Source organism: Methyloversatilis sp. XJ19-49 (assembly GCF_024580145.1).
Taxonomy (GTDB): Bacteria; Pseudomonadota; Gammaproteobacteria; order Burkholderiales; family Rhodocyclaceae; genus Methyloversatilis.
In genome coordinates this window covers 67,497-90,148 of record NZ_JANINI010000008.1, presented here as the reverse complement: position 1 = coordinate 90,148, position 22,652 = coordinate 67,497, and the positions used below count along the sequence as shown (strand labels likewise).

Here is a 22,652-nt window from a genome sequence, read left to right as displayed (position 1 = left end):
TTCAACCGTACCTGCGTTCGAATTCAGTCATGTAGTCGGCCAGTGCGCGCGCACCGTCGAGCGGCATCGCGTTGTAAAGCGAGGCGCGCACACCGCCCACCGCGCGATGTCCCTTGAGGTTGATCAGCCCGCGCCGGCGCGCGCCATCAAGAAAGCGTGTTTCCAGCCGCGGCTCGCGAAGGAAGAAAGGAATGTTCATGCGCGAACGCGAACCCTTCTGGATGCGGTTCGTGTACAGCTTCGAACCGTCGAGCACGTTGTAGATAAGCGTCGACTTGGCAGCGTTCTCCCGCTGCATCGCCGCGACGCCACCTGCCTTCTTCACATGCTCGAACACCAGCCCGGCAACCCAGATCATGAACGCCGCGGGAGTGTTGTACATCGAATCCCACTCGACGTGGCGCGCATAGCTCATCATCGATGGCACCGCAGCCCGCGCACGATGCAGCAGGTCGTCGCGGACGATCACGATTGCCAGTCCGGCCGGGCCGATGTTCTTCTGTGCCCCCGCGTAGATCAGGCCAAAGCGCGACACATCCAGTGGCCGCGACAGGATGTTCGACGACATGTCCGCCACCAGCGGGACGCTGCCGGTATCCGGATAATCGGCAAATTCGACGCCACCTATCGTTTCATTGGCGCAGATGTGCACGTACGCGGCCTGCGGATCCAGTTGCCAGTTCGCCGCATCGGGTACGCGATCGAATTCGCTGGCGGCTGCGCTGGCGGCGATGCGTACATTGGCCAGAGGTGCGGCTTCAGCCATCGCCTTGTCAGACCAGTAACCGGTGTGGATGTAATCCGCGCTCTGCCCCTCGCGCGCCAGATTCAGCGGTACCATTGCGAAGTGCGGCGTGGCACCGCCGTGAAGGAACAGCACGTGGTGAGAATCGGGGATCGCGAGCAGTTCGCGCAGATCGGCTTTGGCGCGGGCGAGAATGTCGGCGAACGGTTCGCTGCGGTGCCCCAGTTCGAGCGCCGAGTATCCACCTCCATCAAAATCCTGCCACTCGCGCGCAATCCGCTCGATCACCGGGTCCGGCATCATCGCCGGCCCAGCCCCGAAGTTGTATGCGCGCTCGCCCATGTCAGAACTATTCCGCGTCCTCGCCCCCGGCATCGGCTTCACCGGCAGACTCTGACTCGGCGTCGGAATCGACGTCGGCTTCGCTGTCGCTTTCGATCACCTTTTCGACGCCCGCGAGGCGGGTGCCACCATCGAGGTTGATCAGCGTGACGCCCTGGGTCGAACGGCCCATTTCCCGGATGTCTTCCACCCGCGTGCGGATCAGTACGCCGCCGGTAGAGATCAGCATGATTTCATCCCGGGTATCGACCAGCACGGCACCGACCACCGCGCCATTGCGCTCGCTCGACGCGATCGCCATGACGCCCTTGGTGCCGCGACCATGTTTCGGATACTCGGTCACCCGGGTGCGCTTGCCATAACCGTTCTCCGTTGCGGTCAGCACACTCAGTTCATCGTTCTTGGACACCAGCATGCAGATCACGCTCTGGCCACCTTCGATCATCATGCCGCGTACACCACGTGCAGTACGGCCCATCGGACGCACGTCAGCCTCTGCAAAGCGCACGGCCTTGCCAGCGTCCGAGAACAGCATGATGTCGTCGGTACCGTCGGTGATCGCGACGCCGATCAGCACGTCGCCTTCATCCAGATCGACGGCGATGATGCCGGCCTTGCGCGGATTGCCGAAATCCGACAGTGGTGTCTTCTTGACCGTGCCGCGGCCGGTCGCCATGAAGATGTAGTGGTTCTCGTCGAATTCCTTCACCGGCAGCACGGCCGTGATCTTCTCGCCTTCCATCAGCGGAAACAGGTTCACGATGGGCTTGCCACGCGAGTTGCGCGAACCTTCCGGCGCCTCGTACACCTTGAGCCAGTAGACGCGACCGCGGCTGGAAAAGCACAGGATGTAGTCGTGCGTGTTGGCGATGAACAGCTGGTCGACGAAGTCGTCTTCCTTCACCGCCGCTGCCTGCTTGCCGCGTCCGCCGCGGCGTTGCGAGCGATAGTCGGCCAGCGGCTGGCGTTTGAAGTAGCCGCCGTGCGACAGCGTCACGACCATGTCCTGCTGAGCGATCAGATCCTCGATGCCCAGATCCTGGGTGTGCGTGACGATTTCCGAGCGGCGGCCGTCGGCGAACTGGTCGCGGATCTGGCGCAGCTCGTCGGAAATGATCCAGTTGATGCGTTCCGGGCGGGCCAGGATGTCGAGCAGGTCGATGATCTGTGCGATCACCTCCTTGTACTCGGACATGATCTTTTCCTGCTCGAGGCCGGTCAGGCGGGCCAATTGCATGTCCAGAATGGCCTTGGCCTGCGCGTCCGACATGCGGTAGCCGTCGGCGAACGAACCGAATGCCGCATCGAGACCATCCGGCCGGAACGCTTCGGCACCGGCACGGGCAAGCATTTCATCGACCAGCGGTGACGTCCACGGCCGCGACATGAGTGCGACCTGCGCCTCGGCGCGCGACGCCGAGGCCTTGATGAGCGCAATGATTTCGTCGATGTTCGACAACGCAACCGCCAGACCTTCGAGCACGTGTCCGCGATCGCGCGCCTTGCGCAACTCGAACACGGTGCGACGGGTGATAACTTCGCGCCGGTGCGACAGGAAGCAGTCCAGCATTTCGCGCAGGTTCAGCAGACGCGGCCGGCCATCGACCAGCGCCACCATGTTCATGCCGAAGGTGTCCTGCAGCTGCGTGAGCTTGTACAGGTTGTTCAGGATGACTTCCGGCACTTCGTTGCGCTTGAGTTCGACCACCACGCGCATGCCGGACTTGTCGGACTCGTCGCGGATGTCGGAAATGCCCTCGATCCGCTTTTCGTTCACGAGCTCGGCGATGCGCTCGAGCAAGGTCTTCTTGTTAACCTGGTACGGTAGCTCATCGACGATGATGGCCTGCCGACTGCCGCGATCGATGTCCTCGAAGTGCGTGCGGGCGCGCATGACGACACGGCCGCGGCCGGTCATGTAGCCCTCGCGCACGCCGGTCAGACCGTAGATGAATCCGCTGGTCGGAAAATCGGGGGCCTGCACGATGTCGATGAGCTGTTCGATCGTCGTGTCCGGCTCTTTCAACAGCAACTGGCAGGCGTCGAGCACTTCGCCCAGATTGTGCGGCGGAATGTTGGTCGCCATGCCGACCGCGATGCCCGCACTGCCGTTGATCAGCAGGTTGGGAATGCGGCTGGGCAGCACCAGCGGCTCTTGCTCCTTGCCGTCGTAGTTCGGTCCGAAATCGACGGTTTCCTTGTCGATGTCGGCCAGCAGCTCAGCGGCAATCTTGTCCAGACGGCACTCGGTGTAACGCATGGCCGCCGCGTTGTCGCCGTCTACCGATCCGAAATTGCCCTGGCCGTCGATCAGCGTGTAGCGCAACGAAAAGTCCTGCGCCATGCGCACCAGCGTGTCGTAGATCGCCGAATCGCCGTGTGGGTGGTACTTACCCATGACATCGCCCACAACGCGAGCGCACTTCACGTAGGGCCGGTTCCACTGGATGTTCGCCTCGTGCATCGCGAACAGCACCCGGCGATGCACCGGCTTGAGGCCGTCGCGCACATCGGGCAGCGCGCGGCCGACGATCACGCTCATCGCGTAATCGAGGTAGGAATGCCGCATTTCGTCTTCGAGCGAAATGGGCAGCGTTTCCTTGGCAAAAGAAATGGTCATCTGAGGGCGGGAGGCGGACGGCGGCTGTCGTTGTATGAAACCAGTCAGACGGCTTGCTGTCTGTGCGGGCGGTTTGTGCAGCCAAACCGCAAGTTTAACATGCGCTTGCACTCGCCCCGGGGCCGCCGCACGTCACCCGGACAGACTAGACTTCGTCAAATCGCACCGACCTCTCCTCCGCCCGACATCCATGCACACAGCGCAAGCGCCCATTGCAATCGACCTGTTGATCGAAGCCCGCTGGATCATCCCGGTCGAACCTGCCGGGATGGTGCTCGAATATCACGCCGTTGCGGTCAGCAACGGCCGCATCGTTGATGTCCTGCCGGCGGAAGAAGCACGCCAGCGCTACACACCGGGTGAGCTCCGGACGCTGGACGACCATGTATTGATTCCGGGCCTGGTCAATGCCCACAGCCACGCCGCGATGAATCTGCTGCGAGGCTACGCGGACGACCTGCCGCTGATGCGCTGGCTGAGCGAGCACATCTGGCCGGCCGAGCAGGAACATGTGAGCCACGACTTCGTCCGCGACGGAACCGCGCTGGCCTGCGCTGAAATGCTGCGCGGCGGCATCACCTGCTTCAACGACATGTACTTCTTTCCGGATGCCGCTGCCGAAGCCGCGATCAATCTGGGCATGCGCGCCGTGCTGGGCATTGTGGTGATCGAGTTTCCAAGCGCCTGGGCCAGTGACGCCGATCAGTACATCAGCCGAGGGCTCGCAGTGAGGGATCGCCACAAATCCCACCCGCTGCTTCACTTCACGTTGTCGCCGCATGCACCCTATACGGTTTCCGACGCCACGTTCGAGCGCATCCGCACACTGGCCGAGCAACTTGATCTGCCCGTCCATACCCATGTCCACGAAACGCAGAGTGAAATCGAGCAGAGCATTGCCCAATACGGAGTAAGGCCGCTCGAACGCCTGCACCGGATCGGGCTGGTCGGCCCGGGACTGATTGCAGTACATGCGGTACATCTGGATGCTGACGAAATTGCGTTGCTGGGCCGCGAAGGCGCAAGCGTGGCGCACTGTCCCACGTCCAACATGAAGCTTGCGAGCGGCGCGGCGCCAGTCATGGCGCTGATGGCAGCAGGCGTCAATGTCGGACTGGGCAGCGACGGGGCCGCCAGCAACAATAGGCTCGACCTGTTCCAGGAAATGCGCCAGGCAGGGCTTCTTGCCAAGCTCACCACTGGCGACGCCGCTGCGCTGCCGGCCGCTCAGTTGTTGCATATGGCAACACTAGGGGGCGCGCGCGCGCTCGGCCTCGATCACCTTATCGGCTCCATTCGCCCGGGCAAGTCGGCAGATCTCTGCGCCGTGGCGTTCGACGCGCTCGAAACACGTCCCTGTTACGCGCCGATGTCGCACATTGTGTATGCCGCAGGGCGGGAACATGTCAGCGAAGTATGGGTCGCAGGACAAGCGCTTGTCAGCCGTGGCATCATGTTGCACCCGCACAACAACGAATTGAAGGCGCGCGGGCGGCTGTGGCAAAATAAGGTATTCAAATAACGGCTTGCCGCTGCCGTCTTGGCGGATTTCGCTGGTAATCGTGGCTTCAGCAAAGACTTTGCGGGCGTTTGCTCCGGAATCTTGCGAATCCATGGAAGGTCCGATTTACAACCGATTCAAGTCTCATACGAGGGGATCATGCTAAAACAACTGACGCAAAAACCGCTGCTCATCGCTCTGCTCGCCGCTTCCGCCAGCTTTGCCTCGAACGTATCCGCGGCTGAAGACATCAAGGTCGACCCGAAGATCCAGGCCCACGTCCCGTATGTGATTGACAGCCGCGGCGTTGTGGTTCGCAGCGCAACCGGCCTGTGCTGGAGGACCGGCTTCTGGACCCCGGCCTACGCTGCATCCGTGCCTGCAGTCGGTTGCGCCTGCGACAAGGACCTGCTCCCGAAGGATGTGTGCGAGCCGCCCGCTCCGGTCGTAGCCGCCCCGGCACCGAAGCCCGCTCCCGCCCCCGCCCCGGCTCCCGCGCCGAAGCCCGCCGCACAGAAAATCACCCTGTCGGCAGACGCCCTGTTCGATTTCGACAAGGCCGTACTCCGCCAGGAAGGCAAGGACAAGATTGACGACGTGGTCAGCAAGCTCGGTTCGATCGACCTTGAAGTGATCATCGCCGTCGGCCACGCTGACCGCATCGGCAAGGAAAAGTACAACCAGACGCTGTCCGAGAAGCGCGCAGCTGCGGTGAAGGAATACATCGTCAGCAAGGGCGTAGAAGCGAATCGTGTCTACACTGAAGGCAAGGGCGAATCGCAGCCGGTCACGGGCGATGCCTGCATGAAGATGGGCGCAGAAAACTTCCGCAACAAGAAGCTGGTGAATTGCCTCCAGCCTGACCGTCGCGTGGATATCGAAATCATCGGCACCCAGAAGTAAGCGGGTCCCTTGATCGGAAAAGCCCTGCACTTGTGCAGGGCTTTTTTTCGTCCGACTTTTCCCGAAGCTGCGTATACCATCGACTGCAACCGATGAACGCCTTGCCCTGTCAATGTGCACATGACTACTCAACAGAACGCCGATCCGCTCGAGCTGGAGAAGTTTTCCGAACTCGCGCACCGCTGGTGGGACCCGGAATCCGAGTTTCGCCCACTGCATGAAATCAATCCGCTGCGACTCGACTGGATAGACGGCTGCACCGGCATCGCCGGCAAGCGCGTGCTCGACGTCGGTTGCGGCGGTGGCATCCTGTCGGAGAGCATGGCCGCGCGCGGCGCCGACGTAACCGGCATCGATCTCAGCGAAAAGGCGCTTTCGGTAGCACGACTTCACCTGCTTGAAAGTGGCCGCAACGTGCGGTACGTACTCCAGTCAGCGGAAGATCACGCACGCGAAAATGCCGGCCAGTACGACGTGGTCACCTGCATGGAAATGCTGGAACACGTGCCCGATCCGGCGAGCACAATACGCGCATGCGCCACAATGGTGCGCCCGGGGGGTACGGTTTTCTTCTCGACGCTGAACCGTAATCCGAAGTCCTGGCTGTTTGCCATCGTCGGCGCCGAATACATACTGCGCCTGCTGCCGCGCGGTACGCACGAATACGAGAAGTTCATCAAACCGTCTGAGCTCGCACAGGACGCACGTGCGGCAGGCCTGCGTGAAGTCGAACTGATGGGCATGCTCTACAACCCCCTGACCAAGGTTTATTCGCTCGGCCGCGACACGACGGTCAATTACCTGATGCGATGCGTGCGCGATGAATGAATTGCGTACACGTGGCGTTCTGTTCGACCTTGACGGAACGCTCGCAGACACGGCGCCCGACCTCGGCGGTGCGCTGAACCGACTGCGCACCGAATCGGGCCTGCCCGAACTGCCCGCAGACGTCCTGCGGCCACACACCTCGGCCGGCGCACGCGGCCTGATTGGTGCCGGTTTCGGGATCCCCCCCGACGACGAGCGCTATGCCGCGCTCGCCAGTCGATTTCTGGCGATCTACGAAACGGCCCTGTGCGTGCAAACCCGCTTGTTCGAAGGCATGGGCGAAGTGCTGACCCGACTCGAGCTCGCCAACCTGCCCTGGGGCGTCGTCACGAACAAGGCAGCGCGCTTCACGCTGCCACTGATGCGCGAACTCGGTCTGCACGAACGCGCATCCAGCATCATCAGCGGTGACAGCGTTCCGGTACCGAAGCCGGATCCCGCAGGTCTGAAGCTGGCGGCCGAACAGATGGCGGTCGCCCCGGCACGTTGCATCTACGTCGGTGATGATCTGCGCGATATCGAGGCCGGCCGGGCCGCCGGCATGCGCACCGTCACGGCAGCCTTCGGCTACCTCGGCACCGGCGCGCACTTCCGCGACTGGGGCGCCGATCACATCATTCACCACCCGCTTGAACTGCTCACCCTCTTGTAATCACCTTCGGGTGGTATCATGTAATTGCTGAGGGGGCGACCTGGTCTCGACGTGGGTCGCGAAGCAGCGCAGGGCATACCGAGGGTCGGAGTACCTCGTAAATCCAACCGAAAATTAGATAGTCGCCAACGACGAATCTTACGCTCTGGCCGCTTAAGGCCGGACGCTGCACCGACTGATTAGCGGGTCGGGCCGGGCAACCGGTCGCAGCGCCATTAACAGCTAAAGTAAGGATGCACTCCGCCGCGTGGTGCATCACGAAAATCAAGCGGATCGCCTTTCATCAGCCTGCCGGGTCGGCGGGTGACGGGTTAGACCAAATGGCCAGGCTAAGTATGTAGAACTGTCTGTGTAGGGCTTGCGGACGCGGGTTCGATTCCCGCCGCCTCCACCAAAATTTCATCCAGCAGCATCCAAAAAAGGCCAAAACACTTTGATTTCAAGGAGTTTTGGCCTTTTTTACGCTCATAGACATCCGGGTATGTCCTTGTGCATCGGACGTTTTCGCGGGTAATTTGACGCCGCAGCCAGCTCGATTCGAGTTACCCGCCGCAGGAGTTTCCCGACCGTGGCAGTCGTGCAGCTACCCGAAGTCACCATCCGCAACGCGAAGCCGAAGGACCGTCCGTACAAGCTCAATGACGGCGGTGGCGTGCTGCTTCTCATCCAACCTAACGGCGCGCGCGGGTGGCGTCTCCCCACCAAAAAACGACAACCTGCTGATTCGTCGGTGTGCCGCTCTCGTGCATGCGCAATGGTGGCACTGCGATTTCCCGGCAGCAGCCAGAGCGTGGCCAACTCCGCAGCACGGAAGCCGCATGCGCCAGCAGCGACATGCGAGTGCGAAGGCTCACACACCAAGCGTCCAGGGAAGTTTGATCCGCCTGCATGCCGTGCAGGCCTTTCTCATCATGATCCGGAACTTAGCTCCTGATCACGATTTCGGCCTTCAGTTGAACACTGAAGCTTCGGCGAACTCGACGGTCACGGGGCCGGCGCATGGCAAATGACATTCTTGTTATCCTTGGGATCGCCGTCCCGGCGCCATGTCTCGTTGAAGGCGGACAGCTGCGCGGGCAGCAGTGCGTTCTGCACGCGCGTCACCCTCAGCCTGTCCGTACAGGCATCCTGTCAGTTGCCCCGCACCATCGCCATTACTCGCCCCATGTCCAGTGTTTCGGCCTGCTGCCGGATCTGTGGCAGGTACTGCGCCTGCATCTGCTTTGCCGGCGCAAGCAGGTTCTGGAAGGTGTCACGCAACATCGCGGCATTCATCATGCGACCGCCGGCGTAATAGCGCTTCGCCAGTTGTCCGAGGGCATAGGTGGTGGCGAACGAGAATGCCATGCCGGTCGCTGCGCCACCCAGCTTGCCGAATGTCTTGCCGGCCGCCTTGCCAAGCAGGCCGCCAAGCAGCTTGCGACCGAATTGCTCGAGATATTGCGACGTCAGCCCGACGCCGGCCGCGGCGATGAATTCCCGGATGTGGCCTTGGTCCAGCGTCACGCCGTGCGCCTTGCCGATGCCGTAGACCATCTTGACCTGCAGCGGAATGATGGCCATCGACGCCCAGGACTGCGGCAGCAGCTCCAGCGCACCATTGATCAGCGAATGGTTGAGGATGGACTTGTCGAGTTCGGCCTCCGGTACCGACGACTGGAACACTGTCGCCCCCGCGGCCGAAGGTACCGCCGCCACCGGGTGTGGTGCTTCACCGACGGACAGCGGCACCGCCACCTCGCCCGAAGCCACGATGGCTTCGGCGTCGGCATCAAAAGCGGCCGCCTGCTCGGCGTCGAGCTGAAGACGCGTCTTCAGCTCACCGAGGAAACGCTGTTCCGCTTCGCTCTGCCGGCCATCGGCGTCGCAGACGCACACCGCCATTTCATAGGCGAGCTGGCGCTGGCCTGCGTCGGTCAGCGCGGCGATGCACGCATCCAGCGACACCCGCCGGAGCAGCACATCCTGATAGACGCGGCCCAGATCGGCGCCGCCAGCCTCCCCCGAGACGGATTCGGCGATACGGCGTATTTCGTCGCGTTCGCGGTCATGCTTGTTGCCGTCGGCGAGCGCCGCGTACAACACGATGGCCAGCAGGGCGCTCTGTTCTTCGGGCTTCATGTCGTCACTCCGTTTCGATTACTCGACTGCATCACTGACGCACTCACTGCGCAGCCTTCAGCGCAGCGATGCGTTCTTCCAGCGGCGGGTGCGTCATGAACAAGCGCTTAAGGCCGCCATTGCCGCCACCCGCGATGCCGAACGCGGCCATCTTGTCCGGCAGCGGCTGCGGATGCAGCGAGTTCAGACGCTCCAGCGCGGCGATCATGTTGCTGCGGCCGGCCAGTCGTGCGCCGCCGGTGTCGGCACGGAACTCGCGCTGGCGCGAGAACCACATGACGATGATGGACGCAAGCACACCGAGAATAAGTTCGGCCACGATCATCGTGACGAAGAAGGCCGGGCCGTGACCGTCCTCGTTCTTGAACACGACCCGGTCGACCGTGTGGCCGATGACGCGCGACAGGAACATCACGAATGTGTTCACGACACCCTGGATCAACGCCAGCGTCACCATGTCGCCATTGGCGGCGTGCGCCACTTCGTGGCCGATGACGGCTTCGGCCTCGGCACGTGTCATCTGCTGAAGCAGGCCGCTGGATACTGCGATGAGCGAACTGTTCTTGCTCATTCCCGTCGCAAACGCATTCACGTCGGGCGCATCGTAGATGCCGACCTCGGGCATCTTGATGCCGGCCTCGGCCGAATACTTGCGCACGGTCTCGTACAGCCAGAACTCGGTCGAGTTCGCCGGCGTTTCGACGACCCGCACGCCCATTGCGCGTTTTGCGGTCCATTTGGAGATCGCCAGCGAAATGAGCGAGCCGCCGAAACCCATCACGGCGGCGAAGATCAGCAGCGAGCCCAGATTGAGGCCGTTCTCGGTCAGGTAGGGCTCGACGCCCAACAAGCGCATGGTGATGGACAGCACCAGCACGATGGCCATGTTGGTGGCGAGGAACAGCAGGACGCGTTTCATGGCGTGAATCTCCTTTTTTCGACGGGCAAAGCGCACCGCCTTCGGTGAATCGGCGTGGCGCACCGGGCGCAACACGTGTCAGCGTCCGATATTAGCCTTGCGCAAAACATCGAACAACACGAACTAAACTACGTTTAACTTCCATCTTTTGGAAGTTTTAATCGCTTGAAAAGCTCTTCCCGCATCCCACGCCGATCCGGCGCGGCAGCTGGGCAGCGTCCGCTGACCGTCGCTCATCCACCACATCCCGATTTTGCGCCGCAGCATCCGAATGCGCATACTGTGACTTGAACGAAGCCGGAGCGTTTTCATGCCTGTCACTGCTGTAAAGATCCGGGTGCTCGGAGCACTCATCGCACTTCTCCTCTCACCGCTCGCACGGGCGCTTGATTCACCGCCGCCGCTCAACCTCGATCAACGGCATTTCACCGTCTCGGGTCTGTCGTCCGGTGCCGCCATGGCGGTGCAGTTGGGGGTGGCGCATTCGTCGCGGGTGCGCGGCATCGGCATCGTGTCCGGGCCGCCGTATCTGTGCGCACAAGGTTTCGTCACCAAGGCGACCAATGACTGTCTGACGCTGGGCCGCACCTGGTTGCGCGAGCTGTTCGGACCGATGTTCGGGCTGTCGCTGTTCAGTTCGGGCGAGCGCGACATCGAGGTGCAGGACCTGATCGCCGACACGAAGAAGCTGGCGCAGCGTGATCGCATCGACCCGGTCGCGAACATGGGCGGCCAGCGCATCTGGGAATACCGCGGCAGCGAGGACCGCGTGGTCGGCGCCAAGGCGTCGGCAGCGCAGCACGCCTTCTTCCTGCACTTCAATGGCCTGATCGTGCGCGGCGAGCCGCGCGCCACGCCGCATACCCTGCCGACGAACGATCCGGCGCAGGGTGCATGCGATGTCAGCGACGAGGATTTCGTCAGCGGCTGTGATTTCGACGCTGCCGGCTTCATGCTGCGCAGCCTTTACAAGAAGCCGCGCGCGCGGGCGGACGACGGCGCCGGCCAGTGGTACGCGCTGCGTCAGGCCGACTATGTGCCGGTCACACCCGGTATGGCTGATCCGGACGCTGCGATGCGCATGCTGGGCCTGGCCGAATCGGCTCATGTCTTCGTGCCCGAGCGTTGCCGGGACGAAAAGTGCGGCATCCATGTCGCGCTGCATGGCTGCCAGCAGGGCATGACGGACGAAGCTTTCCAGGCTTTCACCGAAGGGGGGGGCTACATACGGTGGGCGGGGCCGCTGCGTCTGGTACTGCTTTTTCCGCGGGTCGACGCCATCCAGCCGCTTGAACGTGGCAACTGGGACAGTGTCGGCAATCCGATGGGCTGCTGGGACTGGTGGGGCTACACCACGCCGACCGATCTTTATGGCTATGCCACGCGCGATGCGCCGCAGATCCGCACGCTGATGAATATGGTGGACAAGCTGGGCAAGCCTGAATAGGCGACACCGCCCGGGGCAGACGAAGGATTCAGGCCGCCAACGCCGGCGCCGGTGCAACAGCGGCCAGCAAGAGGCGCTCGAGCTCGTCGTTTGCGCGCACCGGCCGCAATTGCTGATACAGCGCCTCAGCCTGAGGATAGGTACGGCGCAGAAGGTTCAGCCACTGCTTGAGCCGGCCGGCTGCGTGCCGCGCTTCCACATGGCTGAGCACGCGCTGCCAATACTCGGCCAGCAGCGGCGCGAACTGCAGCCAGTCCTGCGCCGGCGCGGTCGCCGCCTCACCCCGGATGTGCCGGCGGATGCGTTCGGCCAGCAGCGGGTCGGCCACCGCGCCGCGACCGAGCATCACGTCACCGAGGCCGCTTTCCGCGCGGCAACGCAGGTAATCCGCCACCGTCCAGATTTCGCCATTGGCGATCACCGGCACCTTCACCGATTCGGCGATGCGCGCGATCCACGGCCAGTGCGCCGGCGGACGGTAACCGTCGGCCTTGGTGCGGGCATGCACGACAATCATCTGCGCGCCACCATCGGCCAGCGCCTGCGCCGCCTCAATGGCGCGCCCGGTGTCATTCACGCCGAGCCGCATCTTGGCGGTGAAGGGTACGCGGCCGGCCACCGCACGGCTCACTGCCCGGACGATTTCGAACAGCAGTTCGGGCTCGTCGAGCAGCACCGCGCCGCCACGATGGCGGTTCACCGTCGGCGCGGGGCAGCCGAAATTCAGATCGATGCCCGCCGGATGCAACTGCGCCAGCAGGTCGGCGTTGTCGGCGAGGCAGGCCGGATCCGAGCCGAGCAACTGAACGCGCAGCGGAACACCACCGGCCGTTGTCGACTGTGCGAGCAGTTCGGGCGCAACGCGCGTGTAGACGCGTGCCGGCAGCAGCATATTGGTGACACGGACGAATTCGGTCACGCACCAGTCGTAGTGCGCCACCTGCGTGACGACTGCACGCAGGCGTGCGTCGAGCAAGCCTTCCATTGGCGCGAGCAGCAAGCGAGGAGAGGCGGACGACGGGACAGACATGCGGGCCGGTCGCGCCAGCAGGGCGCGGGACGGTGAAAGGAACACGATTATCGCTGCATCACGCGACTCAAGGTGATGCGAACGCTCATGCGCTTTTGTGGTGCCCGGAGCGGGAATCGAACCCGCATGACTTGCGTCGAGGGATTTTAAGTCCCTTGTGTCTACCAGTTTCACCATCCGGGCGGATGGACATCGGTGTTCAGAACAGACGAACACCGGACGCAGCGCCGGCGAAGGTATCACGGCACGTGATCATGGCCGATAGCCCGCCCTGCACGTGGTGTCAATGCGATACGCGTACCCGAAGCTGCGCGCTCGCGCCAGCGGCCACCAGCACCTCGCCGACGACTGCTGCCTGTCCGAATCCGTGATCGCGGAAGATGGCCAGGACGGCGCCGACACTGGCTGGATCGCATGATACGAGCAGACCGCCGCTGGTCTGGGGATCCGTCAGCAAGGCCTTGTCCTCTGCGGCAAAGTCGTCGGGCAGCCCGACGTGCGCGCCGTAGCCCCCCCAGTTGCGACCCGAAGCGCCGGTGACGAAGCCGCCCTGCGCCAGCGCACGCACACCGCCGAGCAAAGGCACGGCCGACCAGTCGATGCGCACATCGCATTTCGCACCACGCGCCAGTTCCAGCGCATGACCGGCCAGACCAAAGCCGGTCACATCGGTCAGTGCATGCACGCCCGGCAGCGCCGCCAGATCAGGGCCCGGCGTATTCAGCTTCGTCGTGGTCGCGATCATCTGCGCGTAGCCCGCGTCGTCGAGTGCGCCCTTCTTCAGCGCAGCCGACATGACGCCGACGCCCAGCGGCTTGCCCAGCACCAGCACGTCGCCCGGTCGGGCATCGGCGTTGCGGCGTACGCGCTCCGGGTGAACCAGCCCCAGCGCAACCAGCCCGTAGATGGCTTCGACCGAATCGATGGTGTGACCGCCGGCCACCGGGATGCCTGCGTCGCGGCATACGCTGGCGCCGCCTTCGAGGATGCGCCCGATGGTCGCGACCGACAGCACATTGATCGGCATGCCGACCAGCGCCAGCGCCATGATGGGGCGCCCGCCCATGGCATAGACATCGCTGATCGCATTGGTCGCCGCGATGCGTCCGAAGTCGTACGGGTCGTCGACGATGGGCATGAAGAAATCGGTGGTCGCAATCAGCGCCTGTTCGTCATTGAGGCGATACACGGCGGCGTCATCGGCCGTTTCGATGCCGACCATCAGTTCGCGCGGCATCGGCATCGCGGGCATGCCCTTCAGGATGTCGGACAGCACGCCCGGCGCGATCTTGCAGCCACACCCACCGCCGTGCGATAGCGATGTCAGGCGGGGCTCGGTGGCGGATGTCTGTGCAGTGCTCATGGTGGAGTCCAGGGGAAAGCGGTTCATCGGGACGGCATTGCCGTCGGGGGTGCGTCGAAGGATGCCAGACATTCGTCGATCAGCGCATGCAGCGCCGAGCGTTCGTGTTGGGCCGAAAAAAGCGCTGCCTTCGTGTCGCACTGGTACGCCAGATGCGCCAGCCAGTCGGCGTCGTCGCGCGCACGTGCCAAAAGCGCTGCCAGCGCATGTGCGTCACCCGGAGCACAGTAACCATCGTAATCCGCACCGAGCAGGCCGACATTGCCGTCGATGCGCGACGCCAGCACGGGCACGCCGCTGCGGATCGCCTCGATCACCGTGTGCGCGCCGCCTTCCATGCGGCTCGGGTGTACCAGCACGCTGGCGCGCTGCAGGCGACGACGGGTGGCGTCATGCGACAGCCCGCCCAGCCAGCGGTAAGCGGGGTACTGGACCATCAGGTGGCCAGCCGCTTCGCCCAGTTCCGGATCGAGCGCACTGCCGATGTGGTCGATGCGGATATCGCACCGTGCCGCCAATTCGCGCACGGCGTCGAACAGCACGTCCGGCGCCTTTTCGGCTCTCAGGTGACCTATCATCAGCGCGCGCAGGTAACGCGTCGGCGGTGCCTGCCGTATGCGCGAGGGACAGGACTGCAGCACGACGCGGCAGCGCGGCTTCAGCGAATCCGGCAGCGAGCGCGGACCGAGCGCGTTGAGCACGACCAGCCGGTCGGCGATGTCGAGCGAGTGGCGGGCAGACGCATCGGTCGCGATATCCCGGTAAAGATCGGTACCGGTCAGCACGACGATCAGCGGCCGCTCCGGATGGCGCGCGCGCCACGCGGCAGCCGACGCGGCAGAGCGGCGGGCGTGCAGCGCGATCATCACGCTTTCGTCACCGTCGTTCCACGCGCCGGTCAGATGCACCTCACAACGGTCGCGCAGCATCGACGCCCAACGCCGCGCGGTGCGCCAGTTGCCGTTGTTGGCATCGGCCAGCGCCGGCGTGACGATCACCATCTTGAGACGCGACATGGAGCTTTCCGTCATGAATGTTGTGCAGTCATCGACCGGCGCCCGCTACGGCGGCAGGGCGCTGCTGATTCAGGCACTGCAGGACAGTCGTGCCGACACGCTGGCGCGCTTCGCCGAATACCGGCGTGCCTTTCCGGATCTGCGCATTCCGTTTCACGAAACCCTGAACCCGCCCCTGTGGGAGCTGGGACACATCGGATGGTTCCAGACCTGGTGGACATCACGCAACCCGCAGCGCGCGCTCGGCTGGCGCGCCGATCCCGACGCGGCACGGCTGCCGGCCGCCCGCGCCGACGCCGATGCACTGTTCGATTCGAGTCGCGTGGCGCATGCCCTGCGGCCGGGGCTTGCGCTGCCCGACGCAGCCGCCACGCTCGACGACCTGAAGACCCAGCTCGATGACGTGATCGCGCTGCTCGAACAGACGCCCGAACACGATGAAGCGCTGTATTTCTTTCGCCTCGCACTGCTGCACGAAGACATGCATCACGAAGCTGCGTTGTACATGGCGCAGCAGCTCGGCATCGCAATCGACGACGCACGCTGGCGGCCCGTGGCTATCGCACGTGGGCAGACAGGCGACGCCCTGCACTTTCCAGCCAGCATCTGGATGCTCGGACATTCCGGAACCGGCTTTGCCTTCGACAACGAGTGCGCGGCCCACCCGGTCGGCATGCCGGCCTGCGAAATCGACCGGACCGTTGTCACCTGGCGGGACTACCTGCCCTTCGTCGACAGCGGTGCGCATGAGGACGCGCGCTGGTGGAGCGATGCCGGCTGGCGCTGGAAGACCGCTCAGGACCGACGGCATCCGCGCTATCTGCGTCGGCACGCGGGTGGCTGGGAACAGCTTCTGTATGGCCGCTGGTTCGAGATCGATCCGGATCATGCCGTCAGTCATGTCAGCGCCTACGAAGCCGAAGCGTGGTGCCGATGGGCCGGCCGGCGGCTGCCCACCGAAGCGGAATGGGAGCGCGCTGCCGTTGCCGAGCCTGCCGCATTCGAATGGGGGCAGGTATGGGAATGGACGGCCAGCACCTTCCTGCCCTACCCCGGCTTCACGCCGCATCCCTATCGCGACTATTCGGCGCCCTGGTTCGGCGACCGGCGCGTGCTGCGCGGGGCGTCGTTCATGACCCAGCCGCGCATGCATCACCCGCGCTACCGGAACTTCTTCCGCCCGGAGCGCGACGACGTGCCGGCCGGCTTCAGGACCTGTGCAGCGGGCTGAATGCATGGCTCACGCCGGCAGCGCCAGAAAGACGCCGAAGCGGGCCTGCGCATCCATCCAGCACGACACCTCGCAGAATCCGGCTTCGTGCAGCAGCGTCTCGAATGTGGCCGGTGTCCACTTGTACGAATTTTCGGTGTGGATGCGCTCGCCTTCGGCAAAGCGCCGCTCGCCGCCCGACCAGCGCACGGTCACCGCACGACGTGCCTCGAGATGCATTTCGATGCGCGATGCCGCACCGTCGAAGCGTGCGACGTGCCGCCAGCCAGAGACGTCGAAGTCGGTGCCCGCAACGCGATTCAGGTGACGCAGCACATTCAGGTTGAAGGCCGCCGTCACACCCAGCGCGTCGTCATATGCCGCTTCAAGCACCGCAGTGTCCTTGACCAGATCGACCCCGATCAGCAGGCCACCGCCACGCGCGGCCGTACAGGCTTCGGCGAGCAGACGACGGGCATCCGGCGGTGCGAAATTGCCGATGCTGGAACCCGGGTAGAACACCAGCGCAGGGCCTTCGTACAGGGTATCCGGCAGATCAAGGCAGGCCGAAAAGTCGCAGCCGACACCCAGCATGTCCATTGCCGGATGCGCGCGCTGCAGACATTCGATCGACTGCCGGAGAAAATCGGCGGAAATGTCGATCGCGACATAGCGGCGCGGTGCGAAGGCATCGAAAAGCGCTGCGGCCTTGGCACAGCTGCCGGCACCGAGATCGATCAGGTCGAAGGCGGTGCCGGCATGTGCGCGGAAGCGGTGTGCCATGTCCGACGCGTGCGCGCCGAATATCGCCGCTTCGGTGCGCGTCGGGTAGTACTCGTCCAGCGCGGTGATCGCCTCGAACAGACGCGAACCGAGCACATCGTAGAAGTATTTGGGAGACACCGACGCCACGGGCTGCATCAGCCCGGCCAGCACATCGTCCAGCCGCAAGGTATCGTCGATCGGCTGCAACTGGATGAAACGCGGTGTTCGCATCATGGTCGTAACGCAGCCTTTATATTTGTCGGTCGGGCGCAGCATATCGCACGCTGCGCCTTCATCATCGGCTGGCCGCACGCACTGCTCACTGGACGATTAATGCCCCCAATCCGCCGCATCGGTCTGCTCTTCGCCTACGACTGGGACCGCATCGGCTTCGAGCGGCACGCCTCGCGCCACAAGTTCTACCGCGGAGGTTTCGACCTGTTTTCCTTTCCGGACAATCTGCGGCTGATCGGTTTCGATTTCGATCGATTCGCCGACCGTACCGCCGACCGCGCGAGGCGTTGCGGATGGTTGGCAGTGCTGTCGCATCACGAACCATTCGGCGCGCTGGCTGCCGCCATGGTGGCTGAGCAACTCGGCCTCCCCGGCGTGCCACCCGAGGCGATTCTGGCCGCGCAGCACAAGCTGCATGCCAGACGGGTGCTCGAAAACGTTGCGCCCGAAGCCTGCCTGGCCTTTGCCGGGCTCGATCTGGATTACGGCGAACCAGTCCCGGAACATCTGCCCGGCGGGTTCGAGTATCCGGTGTATGTAAAACCGGTCAAGGCGGCTTTTTCGGTACTCGCACGCGAGGTCGGCAGTCGGGCAGCGCTGCAGGCACATACCCGATTCGACTGGCGGGAGCTGTGGGTGATCCGGCATCTGGTCGAGCCCTTCGATCGTGTGTGCCGGGCACGGCTGCCGCAGGCTGGCAGCGCGCATCGCCTGCTGCTCGAAGCGCCGGTCGATCCGGGCACACCGCAATTCAACCTTGATGGCTGGGTATTCGACGGACAGGTGCATGCACTGGGCGTGGTCGACGCGATCATGTATCCGGGCACCCAGGCCTTCATGCGCTGGGAGGTGCCGAGTCGCCTGCCGGAATCGGTGCAGGCGCGCGCACTTGACGTCGCGCGGCGCTTTCTCGGCGCGATAGGCTATTCGCTCGGTTTCTTCAATCTGGAATTCTTCTACGACGCGGCTACCGATCGTCTGACCGTCATCGAATGCAATCCCCGTCTGGCTTCGCAGTTCTCGGATCTGTATCGCCGCGTTCAGGGCATCGATGCGCACGCCTGGTCGCTGGCGCTGGCGCTCGGCGAAGACCCGCGACTGCTGCGCCGCGAAGATCCGACCGCCTGCGCGGCTGCCAGTCTCGTCTATCGCGCCTTCGACGCTGACGGCCTGCCCGCCATGCCGGACCGGACTTTGCGTAGCGCCTGGCAGCAGCACTTTCCCGACGGACTGCTTTTCGCTTTCGGCCGCAGTGGATACAGCCTGCGACGCGATCTGAAATGGACCGGCAGCCACCGCTACGGCATCGTGCATCTGGGCGCGCCGGATGCAGCGCAACTCCAGGTACGGGCCGAAGCCGCCAGCCGCATGCTGGGCTGGCCCGTGCCCTACGCCGACGATGCTCGCCTCGAGCGGGAAAGCGGCTCGAGCACGCGCGAAGTTGCCTGACCACACGTACTGACTGAAGGTCACTTCGACACGCGGTGTAAGCAATCCGCTGATGCGGCGGTCCGTTCTGGTTGTTCGACTCAACCGAAGGAGACACGCATGAACCGCTTCATCCGCTTCACCGCAATCGCCGCTCTTTCCCTCGCCGCCAGTCTGGCCCATGCGCTCGATATCCAGCCCTATACGGCGGCTGCACTCGGCGCCGCACAACAGGCCGGCAAGCCGGTGGCCGTGCACTTTCACGCGGAATGGTGTTCCACCTGCAAGACGCAGGAGAAGGCACTCAATGCGCTGAAGGCCGAAAAGGGTCTGGACATCACCGTTCTCATCGCCAATTACGATGAAGAGAAGGACCTGAAGAAGCAGTACAAGGTGCGCAGCCAGTCGGTGCTGATCGTATTCAAGGGCGAACAGGAAAAAACCCGACTCGCCGGCGACACTGACATCGAAAAGATCCGCGCCGCGCTGCAGGCCGGTCTGTGAGTTCCGCCGCCGAGTTCGGCCTGGCGCTGGCTGCTGGCAGCCTGACGACCCTGTCGCCCTGCGTGTTCCCCATTCTGCCGCTGGTGGTGGGCGGTGCCGTACAGGCGAACCGTCTGGCACCGGTGGCGATGGGACTCGGCATGGTTGCGTCGTTTGCGCTGCTGGGCGTGCTGGTCGGCGTGCTCGGCGATGCACTCGGGCTGGACGGCGATCTCATACGCACCGCCGGCGCCTGGCTGCTGATCGCCTTCGGCATCGTCATGCTGGTGCCGGCGCTGAGCGACCGCTTCAGTCTGCTGATGAGTCCGATCGCCGCCACTGCGCAGCAGGCGAGCAATCGCGTCGATGCCGGCTCGCTGCGCGGCAGCTTTCTGCTCGGCGCGGTACTCGGCATGGTGTGGAGCCCCTGCTCCGGACCGCTGCTGGCTTCGGCACTGACGCTGGTCGCGAGTGAAGGCGGCGCCGCACGCGGTGCATTGATACTCGGCCTGTTCGGCCTCGGCGCAGCAACGCCGCTTGTCGGCTTCGCGTATGCGTCCCGGGCCGGCTTCATGCGGTCGCGTAATTGGGTGCTGGCACACATCGACCACATCAAGAAGGGGTTCGGTCTGCTCATCCTGCTTGCGGGTCTGGCGGTGCTGATGGGCTGGGACAAGCAGCTCGAAGCCGCTGTACTGAATCTGCTGCCGGACGGCTGGGTCCGTACGACCGTCATGTTCTGATCACGGCTGTGCAAACGCGCGCAGCATCATCGTGGTCAGGTCGTGCAGACCGCCGCGCGGCTCGCGTGGCGGTTCCAGCCCGGCGTGGAAACCCTGCGCGGCGAAGCGTGCGAGCAGGTCCGGATCGCGCGACACGATATGTACCGGCACGTCCCATGAGGCACCTTCGCCGCTCACATTGGACGCAGGCTGGTGGTCGCCGACCAGAATGTAGACCGTCCCGCGCGGCTGCGGCTGGCGCAGATAGTCGCCGAGCCAGCGATAGGTGTATTCGACCATTTCCACGTAGCCCGGAAACATGTTCAGCCAGTCCGGCTTCACGGCCAGCGCACGCGCGCTGTCTTCCGCATCGAACGGAGTGTCACCGAGCAGTTTCCGCGGATCGGACTGATGGGGCGGCACAGGGCTGAACGGAAGATGACAGGTGATCGTCGGGAAGAACACGAAACGCGGCGGCGAGTCGGCATCACGCGGGAACAACTGCTCGAAACGCGCGGCGGCATACTGGTCGGGAATTTTCCAGTAGCCGAATTCCGGTCCGGGGTAATCGAGATCGCGGCCTTCCACGAACTGATCGTAGCCGTAGAACACGCGCTCCGGCCAGTCCCAGAACAGAGCCGGGTAGAAGCCGAACGTCCGGTACCCGTTGGCGCGGAACAGCGTGATCAGAGTCGGCCGATCCGTAGTCAGCAGCAGATCGTGGCGCAGCGGATCGGTAAGGTCGAGCCCCGACAGCATGCCCAGTTGCGCAAGATCCGATGCACCGCCGAAAGTCGGCGAGCGCATGAAGGCAGACACCACGCTGAAGCCTCCTTCAGCAATGTCGGCCGCCAGTCGCTCGCGCGCTGGCTTCAGGCGGGCTGCTGCCTCGGGGTTGTCGTAGACCACCGCGCCGTAGGATTCGAGCGGCATCAGATAGACATCGCTGCCACGCAGCCCTGCCAGTGCAGTGCCGGGTAGCGCCGCAAGTGCGGCATCGATTGCGTGGGCGCGTGGCAGGGTCTGCTCGACACGCTGCTCGGTGAAGATGGTTGTCAGCAGCGTGGCCTGGCGAACGTAGGTCGGCACGATGGCGCGCGACACGACGGGCCAGGTGGCGCGCACACCGGCGATGTTGGCTGTCACCAGCAGGACAGCCAGTGCCGTGACGAGTTGCGCCCATCGCGTCCGCAGCGCGTAGGGGACAGCATCGCGCACAGCGATCCGGATCAGCAACCCGAACAGCCGATAGATCGCATACACCAGCAGCACGACCGCGGCGACGGCTCCCGTGCTCATCCACCACGGTAGATTCTGCGCAGACACCCACAGAAAGCGCGGAATCTGTTGCCCGTCCCAGTAGAGATTCACCGGCCGCCCGAACAGGGCGGGTACGGTGACGTCGCCGTAGCGCCCGAGCACGAGCAGCATGAACACCACGGTGAATCCGGCCAGGACGCGCGGCGATGGCGCCCCCCACCTGGCAACCACGAACAGCAGGCTGAGCCACAGGCCGACGAATTCCGGCGCCAGCCGATGGTCGGGCACGATGGCTGGCGTGGGCCACACGTTGTTGAAGCTGAGGAGGGCATTCAACAGCAGCAGCGCGAGGGCGGCCTGTGCCCCGCGACGCCACGCAGGCAAGGCAGAAGTGATCACGCCCGGACGCGCCCGGATGCGATGTAACCCATGCCGTATTGCGTCGGCGTCAGCCGCCAGCCATCGAGTCGGGGTGCGATGCGGTCCCAGGGCGAGCGCAGTTCGCCCGGCGCCCCGTTGTAGCCATGGTTCTTGAAGTAGACCCAGATGTTCAGCGGCGCCAGCCAGAGCGGAAAGTACTTGATGCCTGCGATGGCGACTGCCGCGCCTGGCCGGGCGCAGGCCAGCAGGCGCTCGACGGCAGACGCCGAGCGCAGTACATCGTGTGTGTAGTGGAACAGCAGCGCGTCGACAGGCGCCGGCAGGAACAGCCCCTGAGCCGGCGTTTCATGCAGGTGAACGTTCTGCCAGCCGGCAGCCGCAACGCGTTCGCGCGCCTGCTTCAGCATGTCCGGACTCTGGTCGAAGCCATGGATCTGGCCCGCCTCACCCACGCACTCGCGCAAACGTGCAAGGCTCAACCCGGTGCCGCAACCGACGTCGAGAACGGCCTGTCCGGGCCGAAGGTCGAGCAGGTTGATCGTCCGTTCGCGGATCGGCCAGGTCGGGCCGCACGTCGCGTCATAGCCGGCGGCCCGATGGCGATACTTTTCGATGGAAGCGATGCGAACCGCTTCGTCGGGCAGGCCGGCAGGTGATCGGACGTTCATTGCAGGTCGGATAC

19 protein-coding genes, 1 tRNA gene and 1 other RNA gene are annotated in these 22,652 nt (G+C 64.1%); 10 read left to right on the top strand and 11 right to left on the bottom strand.

Annotation, left to right across the window (positions count from 1 at the left end; all coding sequences use genetic code 11):
• Position 1: 1 nt before the first annotated feature.
• Together serC and gyrA are read right to left on the bottom strand one after the other, a co-directional pair.
• Positions 2-1,087 carry a 3-phosphoserine/phosphohydroxythreonine transaminase gene (gene serC, locus NMQ16_RS10975; protein WP_257080717.1) on the bottom strand — a complete coding sequence of 362 codons (1,086 nt, stop codon included), beginning with the start codon at positions 1,085-1,087 and terminating at the stop codon, positions 2-4.
• A 7-nt stretch (positions 1,088-1,094) separates the two neighbouring features.
• The gene (gene gyrA / locus NMQ16_RS10970) at positions 1,095-3,707 is read right to left on the bottom strand and encodes a DNA gyrase subunit A (RefSeq protein WP_257080716.1); all 2,613 of its coding nucleotides are present in this window, start codon (positions 3,705-3,707) and stop codon (positions 1,095-1,097) included.
• Between the two features lie 190 nt (positions 3,708-3,897).
• Between gyrA and NMQ16_RS10965 the strand changes: the two genes are divergently transcribed.
• From NMQ16_RS10965 to ssrA, 5 genes are all read left to right on the top strand, one after another.
• The gene (locus tag NMQ16_RS10965) at positions 3,898-5,229 is read left to right on the top strand and encodes a TRZ/ATZ family hydrolase (protein ID WP_257080821.1); all 1,332 of its coding nucleotides are present in this window, start codon (positions 3,898-3,900) and stop codon (positions 5,227-5,229) included.
• 138 nt (positions 5,230-5,367) lie between these two features.
• The gene (locus tag NMQ16_RS10960) at positions 5,368-6,111 is read left to right on the top strand and encodes an OmpA family protein (RefSeq protein WP_373566778.1); all 744 of its coding nucleotides are present in this window, start codon (positions 5,368-5,370) and stop codon (positions 6,109-6,111) included.
• 120 nt (positions 6,112-6,231) lie between these two features.
• Positions 6,232-6,939, top strand: a complete 708-nt coding sequence (gene ubiG, locus NMQ16_RS10955) for a bifunctional 2-polyprenyl-6-hydroxyphenol methylase/3-demethylubiquinol 3-O-methyltransferase UbiG (RefSeq protein ID WP_257080714.1) — start codon at positions 6,232-6,234, stop codon at positions 6,937-6,939.
• Positions 6,932-7,591 carry an HAD family hydrolase gene (locus NMQ16_RS10950; protein WP_257080713.1) on the top strand — a complete coding sequence of 220 codons (660 nt, stop codon included), beginning with the start codon at positions 6,932-6,934 and terminating at the stop codon, positions 7,589-7,591. The genes ubiG and NMQ16_RS10950 overlap by 8 nt, the downstream gene beginning before the upstream one ends.
• 31 nt (positions 7,592-7,622) lie before the next feature.
• Positions 7,623-7,985: a transfer-messenger RNA gene (gene ssrA, locus NMQ16_RS10945) on the top strand.
• A 737-nt stretch (positions 7,986-8,722) separates the two neighbouring features.
• Here ssrA and NMQ16_RS10940 read toward each other — a convergent pair.
• Both NMQ16_RS10940 and htpX read right to left on the bottom strand, forming a co-directional pair.
• On the bottom strand, positions 8,723-9,712 hold the full coding sequence (locus NMQ16_RS10940; protein WP_257080712.1) for a YcjF family protein: 990 nt from the start codon (positions 9,710-9,712) through the stop codon (positions 8,723-8,725).
• Between the two features lie 43 nt (positions 9,713-9,755).
• Positions 9,756-10,631 carry a protease HtpX gene (gene htpX, locus NMQ16_RS10935; RefSeq protein ID WP_257080711.1) on the bottom strand — a complete coding sequence of 292 codons (876 nt, stop codon included), beginning with the start codon at positions 10,629-10,631 and terminating at the stop codon, positions 9,756-9,758.
• A gap of 310 nt (positions 10,632-10,941) precedes the next feature.
• Here htpX and NMQ16_RS10930 point away from each other — a divergent pair, with 310 nt between their 5' ends.
• A complete protein-coding gene (locus tag NMQ16_RS10930) occupies positions 10,942-12,078 on the top strand; it encodes a PHB depolymerase family esterase (RefSeq protein WP_257080710.1) in 1,137 nt (378 codons plus the stop codon).
• 28 nt (positions 12,079-12,106) lie between these two features.
• On the opposite strand, the gene NMQ16_RS10925 is transcribed toward NMQ16_RS10930, so the two are convergent.
• The 4 genes from NMQ16_RS10925 to senB all read right to left on the bottom strand — a co-directional run bounded on the left by NMQ16_RS10925 (position 12,107) and on the right by senB (position 15,487).
• Entirely contained in the window at positions 12,107-13,063 is a 957-nt protein-coding gene (locus NMQ16_RS10925) for a tRNA-dihydrouridine synthase (protein WP_257080820.1), read from the bottom strand.
• A 143-nt stretch (positions 13,064-13,206) separates the two neighbouring features.
• Positions 13,207-13,291: transfer RNA gene (locus NMQ16_RS10920), tRNA-Leu, on the bottom strand.
• 100 nt (positions 13,292-13,391) lie between these two features.
• Positions 13,392-14,471 (bottom strand): selenide, water dikinase SelD, encoded by a 1,080-nt coding sequence (selD, locus tag NMQ16_RS10915; protein WP_257080709.1) that lies wholly within the window; start codon positions 14,469-14,471, stop codon positions 13,392-13,394.
• 23 nt (positions 14,472-14,494) lie between these two features.
• Positions 14,495-15,487, bottom strand: a complete 993-nt coding sequence (senB, locus tag NMQ16_RS10910; protein ID WP_257080708.1) for a selenoneine biosynthesis selenosugar synthase SenB — start codon at positions 15,485-15,487, stop codon at positions 14,495-14,497.
• Here senB and senA point away from each other — a divergent pair.
• Positions 15,486-16,718 carry a selenoneine synthase SenA gene (gene senA, locus NMQ16_RS10905; protein ID WP_257080707.1) on the top strand — a complete coding sequence of 411 codons (1,233 nt, stop codon included), beginning with the start codon at positions 15,486-15,488 and terminating at the stop codon, positions 16,716-16,718. The genes senB and senA overlap by 2 nt on opposite strands.
• 9 nt (positions 16,719-16,727) lie before the next feature.
• Here senA and egtD read toward each other — a convergent pair whose 3' ends face one another.
• Positions 16,728-17,696, bottom strand: coding sequence for an L-histidine N(alpha)-methyltransferase (egtD, locus tag NMQ16_RS10900; RefSeq protein ID WP_257080706.1), 969 nt, complete (start codon positions 17,694-17,696; stop codon positions 16,728-16,730).
• 99 nt (positions 17,697-17,795) lie between these two features.
• On the opposite strand from egtD, the gene NMQ16_RS10895 reads away from it, so the two are divergent.
• From NMQ16_RS10895 to NMQ16_RS10885, 3 genes are all read left to right on the top strand, one after another.
• Positions 17,796-19,145: an acetyl-CoA carboxylase biotin carboxylase subunit family protein gene (locus NMQ16_RS10895; RefSeq protein ID WP_257080705.1), complete on the top strand. Its 1,350-nt coding sequence runs from the start codon at positions 17,796-17,798 to the stop codon at positions 19,143-19,145.
• Between the two features lie 99 nt (positions 19,146-19,244).
• Positions 19,245-19,628, top strand: a complete 384-nt coding sequence (locus NMQ16_RS10890) for a thioredoxin family protein (RefSeq protein ID WP_257080704.1) — start codon at positions 19,245-19,247, stop codon at positions 19,626-19,628.
• On the top strand, positions 19,625-20,350 hold the full coding sequence (locus NMQ16_RS10885) for a cytochrome c biogenesis CcdA family protein (RefSeq protein ID WP_257080703.1): 726 nt from the start codon (positions 19,625-19,627) through the stop codon (positions 20,348-20,350). The genes NMQ16_RS10890 and NMQ16_RS10885 overlap by 4 nt, the downstream gene beginning before the upstream one ends.
• Here the strand turns inward: NMQ16_RS10885 and NMQ16_RS10880 are convergent, their stop codons facing one another.
• Both NMQ16_RS10880 and NMQ16_RS10875 read right to left on the bottom strand, forming a co-directional pair.
• Positions 20,351-21,925 carry a sulfatase-like hydrolase/transferase gene (locus NMQ16_RS10880; protein ID WP_257080702.1) on the bottom strand — a complete coding sequence of 525 codons (1,575 nt, stop codon included), beginning with the start codon at positions 21,923-21,925 and terminating at the stop codon, positions 20,351-20,353. It abuts the gene before it with no gap.
• Positions 21,926-21,984: 59 nt separating this feature from the next.
• Positions 21,985-22,638 (bottom strand): class I SAM-dependent methyltransferase, encoded by a 654-nt coding sequence (locus NMQ16_RS10875; protein ID WP_257080701.1) that lies wholly within the window; start codon positions 22,636-22,638, stop codon positions 21,985-21,987.
• Between the last annotated feature and the right edge of the window lie 14 nt (positions 22,639-22,652).